We start from the raw sequence: 14,609 nt of genomic DNA, 5'->3' as shown, positions 1-14,609 counted from the left end.
GCAACGAGCACGGCTCGACCTCCCGGATCCGAAAGCATGACCAAGAATTCTTCGGCGCAATGCAGGGGCTGCAATCCATAGCGACGATGATGTCGCTGGGACACGCAAGTCCGAGTGGAGCTCTCCCTCTGAATTCCCGGGCATTCCGAAAGCGGGGTGGGCTTTCAATATTGTGCCGCGTTTAATTCCGCGATGAACTGACGACCGTCATTGCCTCGGCCGTGTGAATCGGCGAGGCGGGATATTCGGGAGCAGCCATCGCCACATCACCTGGTCGGGGACCGGTCTCGCGTTAACCGCTAAGCCACTTATATCGTGAGGCGACATTCAGACCCGATTGACTCGTCATGGAGTGTTGGATTGAACGAAGATCCGTACAGAGTGCTGGGTGTCGGGAAGAACGCCAGCCAGGACGAGATCCAAAAGGCTTATCGCAAGCTCGCGAAGAAGCTTCATCCGGACCTCAATCCTGGCAACAAGCAGGCCGAGGAGCAGTTCAAGGCAGCATCTGCCGCCTACGACCTGCTGAGTGATTCCGAGAAGCGTGCGCGTTTCGATCGCGGCGAGATCGATGCCTCCGGCCAGGAACGTCCGCGGCAGCGCTACTATCGCGACTATGCGGGCGCGGCCGCCGGGGACCATCCTTATGCGACGGCGGAAGGTTTCTCCGATTTCAGCGATGATAGCGACCTTTTCTCCAGCATTTTCGGTCGGGGTGGACGCTTTAATTTGAAAATGCGTGGCGAGGATGCGCGCTATCGCCTTCCAGTAGAGTTCCTTGAAGCGGTCAACGGAACGGTTCGCCGTGTCACCCTAGCTGATGGCTCAACTGTCGATGTGAGCGTTCCGCCAGGCGCGCGGGAAGGTCAAATGCTAAGGCTCGCGGGCAAAGGGAACCCTGGCGTCGGCGGGGGGCCGCCCGGCGACGCCTTCATCGAGATCATCGTCAATCCCCATCCCTTCTTCACGCGACACGGAGACGACATCCATCTGGAGCTCCCGATTTCGCTAACCGAGGCCGTGCTAGGCGGAAAAATCTCGGTCCCGACCGCTACTGGAGCCGTGACAATGAGCGTCCCGAAGGGCTCCAATACGGGCACCATCTTGCGCTTACGCGGGAAGGGCGTTTCGCGCCACGACGGCTCGCGCGGCGACGAATATGTCAAACTCAAAGTCGTACTGCCCGACAAGCCGGACGCAGAGCTCGAGCAGTTCGTGCGGGGATGGGCCGTCGGCAAGGCCCAGGACCCGCGAAACGGGATGGGAGGATGAATGCTGGAGTTCAATGAGTTTCTGGTGCGGGTGCAACTTAGTCAGGACGTAGTCGAAGCGTGGGTCGCAGAAGGATGGTTGCGCCCCCGACGGACGGGGACAGGACCGGCTTTCTCTGAGATCGATGTTTCGCGTGCTCAGCTGATACAGGACCTTCGGGGCGACCTTGGCGTAAATGAAGAAGGCGTCGCGATCATACTTGACCTGATCGACCAGATGCATGGGTTGCGAAAGACGTTGCGCGAATTATGCGGAGCAATTGGGATACAGCAGGCTGATCTGCAGCACCGCATCCTTTCAGAGATGCGCAGCCAGCGCCCGATTCAGCTTAAGGGGCCAGAGCGATCAATAAGGAACGAGCCGCGTCGCGAGGCTTCCGATTGAACGCCTGATCTACATCAAACCTATGGCACGGGATAAGCTATGAAACTGCTTGAAAGGTTCGATATAAATACCGCGGGATGGCGCTTAGCGAGCACCTACGAGAGATTCGAGCAAGTCGTCGTCTTGATCCTGACCGGGTTGATCATTGTCGTGATCGCTTCGGCAGTTTGGCATCTCGCGGCGAAAGTGCTGTTCAGCCTCATTTTATCGAGTTTTGATCCGACCGATCCCACCGTTTTCCAAACCGTCTTCGGAATGATTCTGACGGTTATCATCGCGCTGGAGTTCAAACACTCGATCTTAATAATGGTCCGACGCCAGCAGGGCGTGGTCCAGGTCCGTACCGTAGTCCTGATCGCGATGCTGGCCGTCATTCGGAAGTTTATCATAATCGATATTTCCGCGACCACGGCGGCCCACGTGTTTTCTCTGGCTGCAGCGATCGTCGCGCTTGGTTCCGTGTATTGGCTTGTTCGCGATCAGGATCGGAAAGATGAAGTCGACAAGCAGGAAGGCAGTCCAACATGATCGGGTCTCCGCCCCCCGGTCCGGAGGGACATTGCTCTTTGTAACGGGGATCCCCCAGAAGCACGCAGGCGTGTGAGAATTGACGGTCGTCAGGGCGGCGCCCTTTCGTCACGGCCAAACTACCGGAGCGGCGGCCGGCAGAGGATGGGACCGCCGCGCAGGTCCAAGAGAGGTGCATCGGGAGGTAGCATGTCATCGCCACATAGCAAGGAAGATGAGCTTGTCGCCACTGACGCTATAGACGCTGCAACGTTGCTAGCTGAGAACGCCGCACTTCGAGATCGATTGCTGCGAGCACTAGCAGAAGCTGAAAACGTTCGGCGACGCGCTGACCGAGAGGCTGAGGAGACGCGCAAGTTTGCGGTCGCCGAGTTTGCGCGAGAGCTGCTGCCTGTCGTCGACAATCTCCAACGCGTAATCGATGCTAAGACGGCCACACCAAGCCAGCCCGGCGATGCGTTGACGGAGGGCGTGGCCTCTACGTTACGGCTCTTTCTCCAAACGCTCGAGCGCTTTGGAATCAAAAAGATTTCGGCTCTCGGGACGCGTTTCGATCCAACCATTCATGAAGCCCTTATGGAATCGGCCGATCAGTCGCATCCGCCAGGAACGGTAACGGAGGTCTTGGAGGACGGTTTTACTATCGGCGGACGTCTTCTCCGACCGGCGCGGGTATCGGTGGCTAAGGAGAAGGCCGATGGCTGATGTCGAGAGCGAAGAGATTTCTGCTGGATCACCAGCGCGATCTGGCACCGCCGGAGTCGCTCATCCCACGTCCGGAAAGACATTGCGTTGCGCCCCCAGGTCGGCTCTGCCCCAGATCGCCTCTGGGCTCAAGAAAGACCTCCGAAGCAAAACGCTCTGCAGAGCAAACCACGGAAATGCTGTGGCAACGCTCATATGCGAGATGAAAACGATGTTTAGAACTGTCTGCGTCAACATGAGGCGTCGGTACCGTATCCTGTGCAAAGAGAACAATTACCTGCGTGTTGGGTACGAGATCTTACACGAAGTCACGTCGGCGCGTTTCGACAGACGTCGCGCCACCTGCTGGTGAAGTATCATGCTGTCTGTGCTCCAAGGAGCCGCCGTGTCGCTTGTCGTCCTGACGGGAGGGCCCGTACCGAATTATAGCGCCGAGCGCTTCTGTCGCGGGATCGCGGAGCTTCTTCAAGAACCTGACTACCGGCAGCGATGCATCGAACGCGAGCGTGAGGCACTCAACAGCCTGAAGGCATCATGGTCGAAGTTCGACGCGCGGGATCGCTCCCGTTGCGTCAGCCTTAGCTCGCTGGGTGCCACGCCCAGCTATGTGGAACTGCTCGCCTGTCTTGAGACCGCACAGGAGATCCGGGAACGCGAGGCGCGGGAGCACCTGAAGCAGCGCGGTCGTCGTCCTTGACGCCCCGTGGCGCCCGCAACGTCTGTTTCGAGCCGATGGCGACAGATCGCTGGCTCCGCCTTCGTTTCGATTCACGCACCGCCACTGCGATGTGCGCAACGCCCGGCCCGAGCAGCCGAGACTTTGATCTCGGCTGCCGATCTGCTTGATAGAACGCCGATCAACGGTAGCCGGCACGGCTCAAGGCCCAATCCAGTTCACGCAACGATGGTTGGACGAGGACCTGGCCCCCGATCGTGACCGTCGGGCTTCCGATCCGGCCACCCGCGATCCATTCGAGCTGACTTCGTGCTTCTGGATGGGCCTCCCAGTCGATGAATCGATAGGGTACCCCGGCGCGATCGAGATGCCGGCGCACCATCATGGTAATGCCGCACCATCTGCTGCCGTAAACCGCTACATCTGCGGTCTGTGGCCGCCTAAGAACAGGAGAGTACGTCGACGCATACATGGTGCATCCTCCTCAAGCTGCCTTGGGGGTCGCCAGCCGATCCAGCGCGTCGAACAGATCGTAGATGTCCGGCACGTGCTGGAGTTTGGGTGACACTTGAGAGTGGCGAATGACCCCATTCTCATCGATGACGTATAGGGCTCGTTCAGAGAATCCGTCAGCCTCGCGCCAGACCTTATAACGCCGGGCAACATCCCCTTTCGGATTGAAGTCGGCCAGCAGCGGGAAGGTCAAGCCCCGCACAGCCGCCCAGGCACCGTGGCTGTACAGGCTATCGACGGAAATCCCGACCACGTCGGCGCCACGTTTGCCGAACTCATCGAGCTCGTGCTGATAGAGATCAAGCTGGCGACTGCAGCCTGGGCTCCAGTCGAGCGGATAGAAGGCGAGAACGACGCGACGCCCTCTATAATCAGACAAGCGCACGGTCCGACCATTTGCATCAGGGAGCGCGAAGTCGGGCGCTTGTTCTCCCACGGCAAGCGGGGTGTTGAGCGCGTCACCTTCCATCGCGGGTGCGTGCTCATGGAGGTCGACAATGTCCTCGATGGTAGGTCCCGACCGGGAGTGGTTCCCGCTGCCTAACGTCTGGACCCGCCAGAGCTCCTGAACCATGCCGTGGAGCAGCGAAAGCGCCTTCCTTTCGGCGCCGTCGGGTAGCTTCGGTGCGAGTGCGGCGAAATCGGCTTCGAGCTGCTCAATACGGCTCGGCCGGACATTCAACTGACCAGTGTGGCTGTCCATAGCTAAACCTCTTCAATTAGATCCTTTCCGTTGGTTGACGAAGTGCCGTGGTTGTCCGCCGGCACCACGACATCGATATAAGTGCGGTCCACGGCACATGCCAATAAAGCTGCCCGAGGAAACAACGCATTTTCTGACCAAGTGTGAAGGCAAGACGTCTTGTGCAAGGAGACCAAAGATGACGGAGAAACGCCGGGTCGTATGCCCGAACTGCGACAGTATCAACGCCGTGCCGACCGATCGGCCGGCCGAGGCCGCAAAGTGTGGGCGTTGCCACGCTAAGTTGTTCCAGGGCCTTCCAATCGATCTAACTTCCGAGCGATTGGAGAGGCACGTCGCGAATTCAGACATTCCCATTGTGGTGGATTTCTGGGCTCCCTGGTGCGGCCCTTGTCGTGCGATGGCGCCGGTCTACGCCCAGACTACGAAATCGATTGAGCCGCGCGTTCGGTTCGCCAAGGTAAATGTTGACGAAAATCCCCAGGCTGCAAGGCGCTATGGCATCCAGGGAATTCCTGCTTTGCTGGCCTTCCGGGAGGGCAAGGTGGTGGCGCGGCAGGCCGGGTTGACGGACGCGCCAGCGCTACGCGGGTGGGTCGAGCGCCTCGCAGCATGAGCGGGGGCAAATCAGGACAGTGCACCCCTTGAACCCGTAACAGGCTGAACTAAATCACCAAACGCCGGTCGCCACTATCGGGGCCGGTTGGGATCGAGGGGCCGAAGTCGCCTCGATCCGGAACTGAACTTGTATCCATGTTGCTCAAAGGAGAATGTGGCTATGAGCACCGCGTTTGATCTGTCTCCCCTCTTTCGGTCGAGCGTCGGCTTTGACCGAATGCTTAATACCCTTGAAAATGCCAGTCGCGTCGCGACTCTCGATGGTTGGCCGCCCTACGACATCGTCAAGGCGGGTGACGACGATTACCGCATCGAGATGGCGGTGGCTGGATTCACCGAAGACGAACTGACCATCACGCAGGAGCGGAATATGCTCACGGTGGCGGGACAGAAGTCCGGCGAGGACCAGAGTGCGCAGTACCTGCATCGCGGTATTGCCGCAAGGACCTTCCAGCGCCGCTTTGAGCTCGCTGACTACGTGAAGGTCGTAGACGCCAGCCTCGTCAACGGTCTGCTGACCATTAACCTGCAGCGCGAAATTCCAGACGAGATGAAGCCGCGCCGCATCGCCATCGCGACCAGCGACAATATGGCGAGGGTTAACGTCGGGCAGGCTGAGCCCGAGCGACTGGCCGCCTAAAGCGTCCGCCAGTGTGGTGACTCCGTGGCGTCGGCCAGCGCGGCCGGCGTCCGCGGGAGGATTTTGCCAACTAATGAACAGAAAGGAGAAGAACCATGAGTGTCCGTGACTTGATCCCTTGGGGCCGCAACAATAGTCAGACCCCTTCCGTTTATCGCGACGATGATCGCAATCCGTTCCTGTCCCTCCATCGCGAGGTGAACCGACTGTTCGACGACGTTTTTCGCGGCTTTGACAGCCGGTTGCCGGCGCTTGGTTCGTTGTCGTCTTTCGCCGGTGCTTGGCCGAGCGTCGAAATCTCCGAAACTGACAAGGAGATCAAGGTGACCGCCGAGATCCCTGGCCTTGAGGAGAAGGACGTCGAGGTTCTGATCGATGACGGCGTGCTGACACTGAAAGGCGAGAAGCGTTCCGAGACCGAGGACAAGGAGAAACAGTTCTCCGAACGCTTTTATGGACGTTTCGAGCGCCGCATCCCCCTCGGGGTTGAGGTCGAGGAGGACAAGATCGACGCGCGCTTCAAGAGCGGTGTGCTGAGCATCGTCCTCCCCAAGAGCGCCAAGGCCCAGTCGCAGGTGAAGCGTATCGCGATCAAGAGCTAACGCATATCGCGTAGGTGGTGGGCCAGCAGGCCGCCACCGACGCGATCCTTCGCCAAATTGGGAGGGATAGCAATGACGGAGAATATCAGACACACCCTGAATGCTGGATCTGTTGGACCGACGCGGTCACAGTTCTCTAACGACAACCGCACGTCGCCACCATCGATGGGGCGCTCGTTGTTCCCTGAAGACGCGGTTGCGCACATCTACAAGCCGTCCCGCTCGGTGATGACGTCGGGAACGGCTCGCACGAGAGGCTGGAAGCTGCGCTTCGAGCCGCGGAGCGCGCCTTTCATCGAGCCCCTCATGGGCTGGACCGGCAGTGACGATACACTGACGCAGGTCGAGCTCAGCTTTCCAACTCTGAAATCTGCGGTTCATTACGCGGAGCGGGAAGGCTTGTCATACGTCATCGAGAGAGGGCGGCAGGCCCCCCGGCATACGAGCACGCCAGGGGCGCACATAAACCATCCCTTCTCCGACGCGACGCTGGCGAAGCTTGGGTTGTCGCACCTGCAGCGAAAGTACGGACAGGCTCTGGAGGGCGCCGCGAATCGGAACGATCCTGCAGGTCCGGAAACATGGGCGTCGCCAATGGATGTCTTGGCTGACGCCGCGCTGTCGCTAGAGGCCAAACGATCGATTCTGATGAACTGGGCCTACACCGAGTACTTGATCGATCTGGCGACCAACGAGGGTATGCCCGAGAACAATCGCCCGACGCGGCTTGATGAGGTCGAACAGGCGTTGCTTGCGCTCGAACGTCGGGTCGCTGCGAACGATGCTCGCGCGACACGAAAGGTGGCGTGAGGTGCGACCATGGACCCATTCGTCGTCTTCGATTGCGAGAAGGTCTTGCGGAATCGCTTCGCGCTGACGGTCGTCGCCGCAGCGCGGAGCAGGGCGCTCAAGACGGGGAGCGACCCTCGGCTCGAGCGGCCCACCACGGACATCGTCGACCTCGCACTGCAAGAGATCGCGGCCGGCGTCTTCACGAGGGACGAGCTTGACCTCTGCCAGCTTGACCGCGACGCCGCGCGGTCGCTGCCGTCGCCGGCCCGACACCAGCTCCCTGCCCGCGCGGCCACTGCAGCGGTCTCTCGTGGCTGGAACGTTCATTGATGATCGTCATCGCGGGATCACTTTTCGGTGGGGCATTTAACGATCTGCGCATGATGGATCCAACCAACAAGGAGGAATAACCAATGGTGAAATCGGTGTCTTTAAAAGGCCCGCGGGCCTTCGATATCATTAGTCTCGTTGCCGGTCTCGGTCTTCTGCTGTCGCCCTGGTATCTAGGCTTCACCTCTGATGCCTATGCCGCCTGGAATGCCTGGGTCATCGGCGCAGCAATCTCGGTGATCGCGGTTTCAGCCCTTTTTGCGTTCCACGAGGCCGAGGAGTGGATCAACGGGGTGGCTGGCCTGTGGGCACTCGTGGCGCCATGGGCCCTTGGGTTCTCGGCCCTGACGCCCGCCATGTGGGCCCACGTAATCGCAGGCGTCGTGGTGGCGTTGGTTTCGGGCGCCTGCATCTGGTTTGCCCACAACCGTACTTGGTCCGCTGTATGACGAATTGCCAAGCTCGGCCGGGTTCATTCCGGGCCGAGCTTCAGGCGTCCCGTCTGACCGTAAGCGGAAAGGACGAAATCGGTCGTTGAGCTATCATGGGGGAATTCATGAGCAAGAGAGTCACAATCGTACATCGGTCGATCATTGTTCTCTTTACGATCTTCGTAGCCGCGGTGGGCATTCCCCCTAGCGCCTTTGGACAGGTCGTTCCCGGATTGGCAGGGCAACTCCCTACGCTCGCGCCGTTGCTAGAACGCGTTACCCCGGCGGTGGTCAATATCTCCGTCATCTCGGAAACGCCGACCGCCTCCAACCCACTCTACAACGATCCATTCTTTCGACGGTACTTTGACCTTCCGGATCAGCCGCCGGCCCAGCAGCGCATGAGCGCAGGGTCGGGCGTGATCGTGGACGCCAGCAAGGGTTATGTCATCACCAATCACCACGTGGTGGATAATGCTGGCCAAATCACGGTGACGCTCAAGGATGGCCGCCGACTCCGTGCCGAGCTTGTCGGATCCGATCAGGCCACGGACATTGCCCTTCTCAAGGTGGAGAGCCGAAACCTCGTATCCTTGGAGATAGCCGACTCCGATCGTCTCAAAGTCGGCGATTACGTTGTCGCCATTGGTAATCCGTTTGGCCTCGGTCAGACGGTGACGTCCGGCATCGTCAGCGCCCTTGGGCGCAGTGGGATTAACAATGAGGGCTATGAGGATTTCATCCAGACGGACGCTTCGATCAATCCGGGAAACTCGGGAGGTGCGCTAATTACGCTCGACGGCAAGCTCGCCGGAATCAACACAGCAATCCTGAGTCCCGCCGGTGGCAACGTTGGCATAGGTTTCGCCGTGCCAAGCAACATGGCGCTGGCTGTGATGAACCAGCTGATCGACCATGGCGAGGTCCGTCGCGGTAGGATAGGCATCGGCATTCAGGATGTAACCCCCGATCTCGCGGAGGCGCTTGGCCTCGGGGACCTGCGCGGAGCGGTGATCAGCAATATTGAGGCGGGGTCGCCGGCCGAACATGCCGGTTTGAAGGTTGGGGATGTCGTGACCGCTGTAGACGGCCGTGCCCTTCACAGCTCCACAGACTTGCGTAACCGGATCGGCCTCACACCTGCCGGCTCGAACGTCAGGCTGTCGGTCGTGCGAAATGACGGTAGGCACGACATCAGTGTGCGGATCGAAGGAGCGCAGCGGGCCTCGTCGCAATTGACTGGAACGCCTTTTGATGGGGCAAACTTGCGAAACGCCTCCGCCGAGGAGGCGCGGGACGTTGGCGCAGGAGGGGTTGTCGTGGAGAGCGTCGCTCCGGGAAGCCGGGCCGCGCGCGCTGGTCTGATGCGCGGAGACATGATTTTGGCGATCAATCGCACGCCGGTGACATCGATCAATGATGTCCGTCGCTGGACCGCCGATCGGAAGAGCACCCTCGCCGTTGAACTTGTACGCAACGGCGCGCGTATGCTTCTGATCATCAGGTAATTGGAGCGCACTGAATGGAGATGGACAGGAAGACCCAGTTCAATATTTGGTACTGGATCGGCGCGTTCTTTTTACTGATGGCGTTTCAGTACCTTTACGCGACCGCCACTCAAGTTGCTCAAATTCCCTACAGTCAATTTGAGACTTATGTTCGCGATGGTAGGATCGCAGAGGTGGCAGTATCGGACCGGTTTATCCAAGGGCGTTTCAAGGAGCCCGTCGAGGGCCGATCCTTCTTCATCACGACGCGCGTCGAGCCCGACCTTGCCCGCGACCTTCAGCAGCACGGTACCGTCGTCAGCGGCCAGATCGAGAGCACGTTCCTGCGAGACCTCCTGTCCTGGGTTGTCCCGGTCGTAATCTTTCTTGGCATCTGGATGTTCATGCTCAAACGGGTGGGTGGCGGCATCGGTGGTGGGCTGATGCAGATCGGCAAGTCCAGAGCAAAAATCTATGTCGAGAAGGACACCGGCGTCACCTTCGAGGACGTCGCCGGCGTCGATGAGGCCAAAGATGAACTCAAGGAGATCATCGACTTCCTAAGAGATCCCCGCGGGTACGGCCGGCTTGGCGGACGCATGCCGAAGGGCGTGCTGCTTGTCGGTCCGCCTGGAACGGGTAAAACGCTGCTGGCTAAGGCCGTGGCCGGCGAGGCCGGCGTGCCCTTCTTCTCCATCTCAGGTTCTGAGTTCGTCGAGATGTTCGTCGGCGTAGGCGCAGCGCGGGTGCGCGATCTGTTCGAGCAGGCGCGTGCCAAGGCGCCCGCGATCATCTTTATCGATGAACTCGACGCGCTCGGCCGCGCGCGGGGTCTCGGACCGCTTGTGGGTGGCCACGACGAGAAAGAACAGACGCTTAACCAGTTGCTGGTCGAGCTCGACGGTTTCGACTCGTCGACCGGTCTCGTTCTTTTGGCAGCGACCAACCGCCCGGAAATCCTTGACCCTGCTCTGCTGCGCGCCGGCCGCTTTGACCGCCAGGTCTTGGTGGACCGGCCTGACAAGGCCGGCCGTATCCAGATCCTGAACGTGCACCTGAAGAAAGCCAAGCTCGCGCCCGACGTTGACGCGGATAAGATCGCCGCGCTCTCGCCCGGTTTCACCGGAGCCGATCTGGCCAACCTCGTAAATGAGGCGACGCTGCTGGCAACCCGGCGCAAAGCCGATGCAGTGAGCATGGAAGACTTCAACAACGCCGTCGAACGCATCGTTGCAGGGTTAGAGAAGCGCAACCGGCTCCTCAACCCGAGAGAACGCGAGATCGTCGCCTATCACGAGACAGGCCACGCGCTGGTCGCCATGGCGCTGGCTGGGGTCGATCCGGTGCACAAGGTCTCGATAATTCCACGAGGGGTGGGCGCCCTTGGGTACACGATACAGCGCCCGACCGAGGATCGCTTCTTGATGACCCGCGAAGAGTTGGAGAACAAGATGGCGGTATTGCTCGGCGGACGGGCTGCCGAGCACATCATCTACGGCCACCTTTCAACGGGTGCCGCCGACGATCTGGCCAAGGTCACTGATATCGCGCGCGCCATCGTCACGCGATATGGCATGACCGAAAGACTCGGCCACGTGGCTCTTGAAAAGGACCGCCGCTCATTTATTGGAACCGATCAGCCCTACTACGGTCCGGAGGAACGCTCCTACTCTGAGAAGACGGCCGCCGAAATTGACGAAGAGGTGAAGCGCATCGTGGAAGAAGCCTTCGCAAGGAGCGTCAGCCTGTTGCAGCAGCGACGCGAGTCATTGGACCGGGTGGCCCGGACGCTGCTCGAAAAAGAGACTCTCGAAGAAAGCGAACTCACCGAGCTAGCGGAACAGACGTCCCCTGGAGAAGGCACTCAGGTACGCACAGGTGCATGCTAAGCGGCGGTCGCACGCGCGAAGCGAGAAGGACCGCGCAGTGAGGCCGGCAAGATCATTCGTGACGGAGGTGGCGTCATAGGGTCGGTTCGGTATCGGCCTATAAAATGGAGAACTTCGTCGATGACCTCCGGCCCCCATGGCTTCTCAATGGCGCCCAATGCGCACGCAAAATCCCCCGGGAGGGCCTCCGGATTGGCGGTCACAAAATCACAGGCGTTTTCGTCTCCCTAACAACCGCCGCTGAAATACTCGCACCCGAAGGTCCGTCACGAAAATTGACATCAACGAGCGCCAAGTCGGGCGAAGTTCGCAGCGCCGCTGCGAGGGCCTCGGTTGCGTCTGCGGCCGTCCCTACAACCTCGCGCCCGCGTCGCTCGAGCATATGCTTGAGATCCAACGCGACAAGCCAGTCGTCTTCGACAACCAGGATGCGCAACGGTTTCATTGCACGTCCTCCACTCGGCACGGTCATGGGTCTAAATCACCGACATAGTAGTCCTAGCCATTTCGGCTATTTATCGGTCGTCATTTCTACTTGGTTCCCCCCGTCCCAGAGACGCGGACGCTTTTGCGATGCCGCGACGCCGGCCCCCCGCGGGGGGCCAAGGTGGGCCGCAAGGGACACCTGATGAAGCAAGCCACCGCTTGAGCACCTACGCGAGGGATTGCGACGCTTCGGGCGCGGAGAGCGATGTCTGATGGCTGGTCACCCGGCCAGCCCCTGACCCGGCTGCGGGCGAGTTTAGAGGGCAAGGTTGATGGCGCCGGCAGCCTCTAAATGTCGTGACTCACGAGGGCCGAGATCAATCAGGAAGCCGCGAGCGGGCGATAACGCTGTCGATCGTCAGTGCAGTCTCGTGCGAGAATGCTTATCTTTTTTTCGTTGCCAACCGACCTCGACCGGAACCATGCCGCAGCACCAAACAGAACTTATCACAATGCTGGCGCTCGGAGTCGTGCTTGCCTTCGGCTTCGGGCTGGCCGCGCGATTCTTGCGCCTGCCGGCTCTAATCGGCTATTTGTTTGCCGGAGTCGCGATTGGTCCGAATACACCCGGCATTGTGGGCAATGTCGAGTTGGCGCGCCAGATGTCTGAACTGGGCGTCATCCTGCTGATGTTCGGCGTGGGGCTGCATTTCTCCCTCAACGATCTCCTCGTCGTGCGTCGGATCGCTGTGCCAGGCGCGATGATCCAGATCGTGACCGCAACTCTCATTGGAACCCTCGTATCGAGGGCATGGGGCTGGAATTGGAGTGCGGGCCTGGTGTTTGGCCTCGCCCTTTCAGTGGCAAGCACGGTGGTTCTGCTGCGCGCGCTGGATGAAGTAAGTCTGCTGGACTCCCCCAACGGCAGGATCGCCGTCGGTTGGCTGGTAGTCGAGGACATTGCCATGGTGTTGGCCTTGGTAGTGCTCCCCGCGTTCGCGGCACCGATCGGCGCCGACGCCCCGGCAGCGCCGATCGGCGCCGGGACGGCAGGTGTTGGGCTCGCGCTTGGACTCACGCTGATCAAGGTCGGCGCCTTCGTTGCGGTCGTGTTGGTCTTCGGGAGGCGTGCCGTACCGTGGCTGCTCAGGCAGGCAGCGCGCTCAGGATCGAGGGAACTCTTTACGTTGGCGGTGCTGGCGATAGCACTGGGGATCGCGTACGGGTCGGCGGCGCTGTTCGGCGTCTCTTTTGCACTTGGCGCATTCTTCGCGGGGGTGGTGCTCAGCGAGTCCGAGCTCAGTCACCGGGCCGCTACCGAGTCGCTGCCGCTGCAAGATGCGTTCGCGGTGCTATTCTTCGTTTCGGTCGGGATGCTCTTTGACCCCTCAATCCTTGTGAATGATACGCTGTCGGTGATCGCAGTCGTCCTAGTGATTGTGCTCGGCAAAGCTCTTACCGCTACAGGGATCGTGCTCGCACTAGGCTATCCGATGTCGACCGCTTTGGTCGTATCCGCGGCGCTAGCCCAGATTGGGGAATTTTCTTTTATACTCGCCGATTTCGGGGTGTCCCTAGGGCTTATGCCGATGGAGGGCCGTGATCTGATCCTCGCCGGAGCGTTGCTCTCGATCACTGTCAATCCATTTGCATTTGCGGCTGCGAAGCTCATGGCGCCTTTGCTGACCGCACCCACGCCGGGAGGTGGCGAGGGTCGTCTCTTCGATCCCTTGTTCGGTCTGCATGTGGAACATCGTCCCACGGCGCAAGCGGACCACGTTATTGTCGTGGGGGCCGGCCGAGTCGGACGCACAATCGTCGCGGCGCTGCGCAAGGCGGGAACGCCGTATGTTATAATTGAGCGAGATCGGCGACGTGCCGAAAAGGCTCGTGAGGAGGGCGCGGCGGTGAGGCACGGCGATGCTGCGGCCCCGGGCGTCCTTGAGGATGCGGGTGCGAAGCGTGCGCGACTCATCGTCATTGCCGTTCCAGATGGCTACGAAGCGCGGCGCGTGCTCGAGCGCGCTCGTGAGATAGATGCGCTCGCCGAAGTTCTCGTGCGGGCTCACGGCGATGCTGACCGCACGTATCTTCAAGAACGCGGTGCGACCCGCGCAATTTCAGCCGAATACAACGTGGGTTCGGCAATGGCAGAGGCAACGCTCAGCGGCTTGGGCGTCGCGCCGGCGGCAACCTCAACTACAGTCGACCAACTGCAGGAGGCGGAAAGCGCAATTGTTGAAGACTCCGGTGCGGATATGCATGGCGCCCCTGAGCTGCGTCCTCATCAAGAATAGAGAAGAGAGGTCCCGTAACTTGACCGGTCACTAAGGCCGAATGATCGTGACGTTTCGGGGACCTTCCAGAGAAATTGCGCCCCGCTCGCGGAGATCCGTAAACGCTCGACAGACTGTCTCGGTCGAGAGCCCGAGCAGATCGGCGATATCGTAGCGCGTAATGGGTAGTGCTATATCGCTTTCGCCAGATCGGCCGATCCTGTCTCTAAAATGGACCAGGAAAGCTCGTACTCGTTCAGGAGCCGACATGGTGCTCACTACGAAAGTCTGCTGCTCCAGCCTCTCAATTGCCGCGAAGGTTCCCAGTCGGATGAGC

The 14,609-nt window shown here is 60.2% G+C and carries 18 protein-coding genes; 14 read left to right on the top strand and 4 right to left on the bottom strand.

All coding sequences use genetic code 11. From position 1 onward, the window contains the following. Positions 1–360 precede the first annotated feature (360 nt). The 5 genes from V5F68_RS24580 to V5F68_RS24560 all read left to right on the top strand — a co-directional run bounded on the left by V5F68_RS24580 (position 361) and on the right by V5F68_RS24560 (position 3,586). On the top strand, positions 361–1,272 hold the full coding sequence (locus tag V5F68_RS24580) for a DnaJ C-terminal domain-containing protein (protein ID WP_394016026.1): 912 nt from the start codon (positions 361–363) through the stop codon (positions 1,270–1,272). Next, positions 1,273–1,656, top strand: a complete 384-nt coding sequence (locus V5F68_RS24575; protein WP_137901581.1) for a chaperone modulator CbpM — start codon at positions 1,273–1,275, stop codon at positions 1,654–1,656. Between the two features lie 39 nt (positions 1,657–1,695). Next, the gene (locus V5F68_RS24570) at positions 1,696–2,184 is read left to right on the top strand and encodes a phosphate-starvation-inducible PsiE family protein (RefSeq protein WP_137901580.1); all 489 of its coding nucleotides are present in this window, start codon (positions 1,696–1,698) and stop codon (positions 2,182–2,184) included. Positions 2,185–2,373: 189 nt separating this feature from the next. After that, positions 2,374–2,889 carry a nucleotide exchange factor GrpE gene (locus V5F68_RS24565; RefSeq protein ID WP_137901579.1) on the top strand — a complete coding sequence of 172 codons (516 nt, stop codon included), beginning with the start codon at positions 2,374–2,376 and terminating at the stop codon, positions 2,887–2,889. Positions 2,890–3,247: 358 nt separating this feature from the next. Next, positions 3,248–3,586, top strand: a complete 339-nt coding sequence (locus V5F68_RS24560; protein ID WP_394016025.1) for a hypothetical protein — start codon at positions 3,248–3,250, stop codon at positions 3,584–3,586. A gap of 160 nt (positions 3,587–3,746) precedes the next feature. Here the strand turns inward: V5F68_RS24560 and V5F68_RS24555 are convergent, their stop codons facing one another. Further along, positions 3,747–4,037 carry a glutaredoxin family protein gene (locus V5F68_RS24555; protein WP_137901577.1) on the bottom strand — a complete coding sequence of 97 codons (291 nt, stop codon included), beginning with the start codon at positions 4,035–4,037 and terminating at the stop codon, positions 3,747–3,749. Between the two features lie 12 nt (positions 4,038–4,049). Further along, entirely contained in the window at positions 4,050–4,781 is a 732-nt protein-coding gene (locus tag V5F68_RS24550; protein ID WP_137901576.1) for a peroxiredoxin, read from the bottom strand. 178 nt (positions 4,782–4,959) lie between these two features. Between V5F68_RS24550 and trxC the strand changes: the two genes are divergently transcribed. The 8 genes from trxC (at position 4,960) to ftsH (ending at position 11,570) form a co-directional block, all read left to right on the top strand. Continuing rightward, on the top strand, positions 4,960–5,397 hold the full coding sequence (gene trxC, locus V5F68_RS24545; protein WP_137901575.1) for a thioredoxin TrxC: 438 nt from the start codon (positions 4,960–4,962) through the stop codon (positions 5,395–5,397). Between the two features lie 162 nt (positions 5,398–5,559). Further along, positions 5,560–6,039, top strand: a complete 480-nt coding sequence (locus V5F68_RS24540) for an Hsp20 family protein (protein ID WP_137901574.1) — start codon at positions 5,560–5,562, stop codon at positions 6,037–6,039. Positions 6,040–6,134: 95 nt separating this feature from the next. Next, a complete protein-coding gene (locus V5F68_RS24535) occupies positions 6,135–6,641 on the top strand; it encodes an Hsp20/alpha crystallin family protein (protein ID WP_137901573.1) in 507 nt (168 codons plus the stop codon). Between the two features lie 72 nt (positions 6,642–6,713). Further along, positions 6,714–7,451, top strand: a complete 738-nt coding sequence (locus tag V5F68_RS24530) for an ETC complex I subunit (protein ID WP_137901572.1) — start codon at positions 6,714–6,716, stop codon at positions 7,449–7,451. Between the two features lie 9 nt (positions 7,452–7,460). After that, the gene (locus V5F68_RS24525; protein WP_137901571.1) at positions 7,461–7,763 is read left to right on the top strand and encodes a DNA-directed RNA polymerase subunit omega; all 303 of its coding nucleotides are present in this window, start codon (positions 7,461–7,463) and stop codon (positions 7,761–7,763) included. Positions 7,764–7,846: 83 nt separating this feature from the next. Further along, positions 7,847–8,212: an SPW repeat protein gene (locus V5F68_RS24520; RefSeq protein ID WP_137901570.1), complete on the top strand. Its 366-nt coding sequence runs from the start codon at positions 7,847–7,849 to the stop codon at positions 8,210–8,212. Between the two features lie 107 nt (positions 8,213–8,319). Next, the gene (locus V5F68_RS24515; protein WP_137901569.1) at positions 8,320–9,702 is read left to right on the top strand and encodes a DegQ family serine endoprotease; all 1,383 of its coding nucleotides are present in this window, start codon (positions 8,320–8,322) and stop codon (positions 9,700–9,702) included. A 20-nt stretch (positions 9,703–9,722) separates the two neighbouring features. After that, positions 9,723–11,570 (top strand): ATP-dependent zinc metalloprotease FtsH, encoded by a 1,848-nt coding sequence (gene ftsH, locus V5F68_RS24510; protein WP_137901609.1) that lies wholly within the window; start codon positions 9,723–9,725, stop codon positions 11,568–11,570. Between the two features lie 199 nt (positions 11,571–11,769). On the opposite strand, the gene V5F68_RS24505 is transcribed toward ftsH, so the two are convergent. Then, entirely contained in the window at positions 11,770–12,015 is a 246-nt protein-coding gene (locus tag V5F68_RS24505) for a response regulator (protein WP_171021014.1), read from the bottom strand. 463 nt (positions 12,016–12,478) lie between these two features. On the opposite strand from V5F68_RS24505, the gene V5F68_RS24500 reads away from it, so the two are divergent. Further along, entirely contained in the window at positions 12,479–14,293 is a 1,815-nt protein-coding gene (locus V5F68_RS24500) for a cation:proton antiporter domain-containing protein (RefSeq protein ID WP_445322288.1), read from the top strand. Between the two features lie 30 nt (positions 14,294–14,323). On the opposite strand, the gene V5F68_RS24495 is transcribed toward V5F68_RS24500, so the two are convergent. Beyond that, positions 14,324–14,542, bottom strand: a complete 219-nt coding sequence (locus V5F68_RS24495) for a helix-turn-helix domain-containing protein (RefSeq protein WP_394016031.1) — start codon at positions 14,540–14,542, stop codon at positions 14,324–14,326. Positions 14,543–14,609: the final 67 nt, after the last annotated feature.

Origin of the sequence: Roseixanthobacter pseudopolyaromaticivorans (genome assembly GCF_043195145.2) — a bacterium.
Classification (GTDB): domain Bacteria; phylum Pseudomonadota; class Alphaproteobacteria; order Rhizobiales; family Xanthobacteraceae; genus NCEH01.
The sequence above is the reverse complement of the archived record's forward strand: the minus strand, read 5'-3'. Positions and strand labels throughout refer to the sequence as shown.

What these genes read in the sequence shown, in the direction of transcription:
- V5F68_RS24575 (WP_137901581.1), top strand. Translation starts at nt 1,273, where the DNA reads ATGCTGGAGTTCAATGAGTTTCTGGTGCGGGTGCAACTTAGTCAGGAC.
- V5F68_RS24570 (WP_137901580.1), top strand. Translation starts at nt 1,696, where the DNA reads ATGAAACTGCTTGAAAGGTTCGATATAAATACCGCGGGATGGCGCTTA.
- V5F68_RS24565 (WP_137901579.1), top strand. Translation starts at nt 2,374, where the DNA reads ATGTCATCGCCACATAGCAAGGAAGATGAGCTTGTCGCCACTGACGCT.
- V5F68_RS24560 (WP_394016025.1), top strand. Translation starts at nt 3,248, where the DNA reads ATGCTGTCTGTGCTCCAAGGAGCCGCCGTGTCGCTTGTCGTCCTGACG.
- V5F68_RS24555 (WP_137901577.1), bottom strand. Translation starts at nt 4,037, where the DNA reads ATGTATGCGTCGACGTACTCTCCTGTTCTTAGGCGGCCACAGACCGCA.
- V5F68_RS24550 (WP_137901576.1), bottom strand. Translation starts at nt 4,781, where the DNA reads ATGGACAGCCACACTGGTCAGTTGAATGTCCGGCCGAGCCGTATTGAG.
- trxC (WP_137901575.1), top strand. Translation starts at nt 4,960, where the DNA reads ATGACGGAGAAACGCCGGGTCGTATGCCCGAACTGCGACAGTATCAAC.
- V5F68_RS24540 (WP_137901574.1), top strand. Translation starts at nt 5,560, where the DNA reads ATGAGCACCGCGTTTGATCTGTCTCCCCTCTTTCGGTCGAGCGTCGGC.
- V5F68_RS24535 (WP_137901573.1), top strand. Translation starts at nt 6,135, where the DNA reads ATGAGTGTCCGTGACTTGATCCCTTGGGGCCGCAACAATAGTCAGACC.
- V5F68_RS24530 (WP_137901572.1), top strand. Translation starts at nt 6,714, where the DNA reads ATGACGGAGAATATCAGACACACCCTGAATGCTGGATCTGTTGGACCG.
- V5F68_RS24525 (WP_137901571.1), top strand. Translation starts at nt 7,461, where the DNA reads ATGGACCCATTCGTCGTCTTCGATTGCGAGAAGGTCTTGCGGAATCGC.
- V5F68_RS24520 (WP_137901570.1), top strand. Translation starts at nt 7,847, where the DNA reads ATGGTGAAATCGGTGTCTTTAAAAGGCCCGCGGGCCTTCGATATCATT.
- V5F68_RS24515 (WP_137901569.1), top strand. Translation starts at nt 8,320, where the DNA reads ATGAGCAAGAGAGTCACAATCGTACATCGGTCGATCATTGTTCTCTTT.
- ftsH (WP_137901609.1), top strand. Translation starts at nt 9,723, where the DNA reads ATGGACAGGAAGACCCAGTTCAATATTTGGTACTGGATCGGCGCGTTC.
- V5F68_RS24505 (WP_171021014.1), bottom strand. Translation starts at nt 12,015, where the DNA reads ATGAAACCGTTGCGCATCCTGGTTGTCGAAGACGACTGGCTTGTCGCG.
- V5F68_RS24500 (WP_445322288.1), top strand. Translation starts at nt 12,479, where the DNA reads ATGCCGCAGCACCAAACAGAACTTATCACAATGCTGGCGCTCGGAGTC.
- V5F68_RS24495 (WP_394016031.1), bottom strand. Translation starts at nt 14,542, where the DNA reads ATGTCGGCTCCTGAACGAGTACGAGCTTTCCTGGTCCATTTTAGAGAC.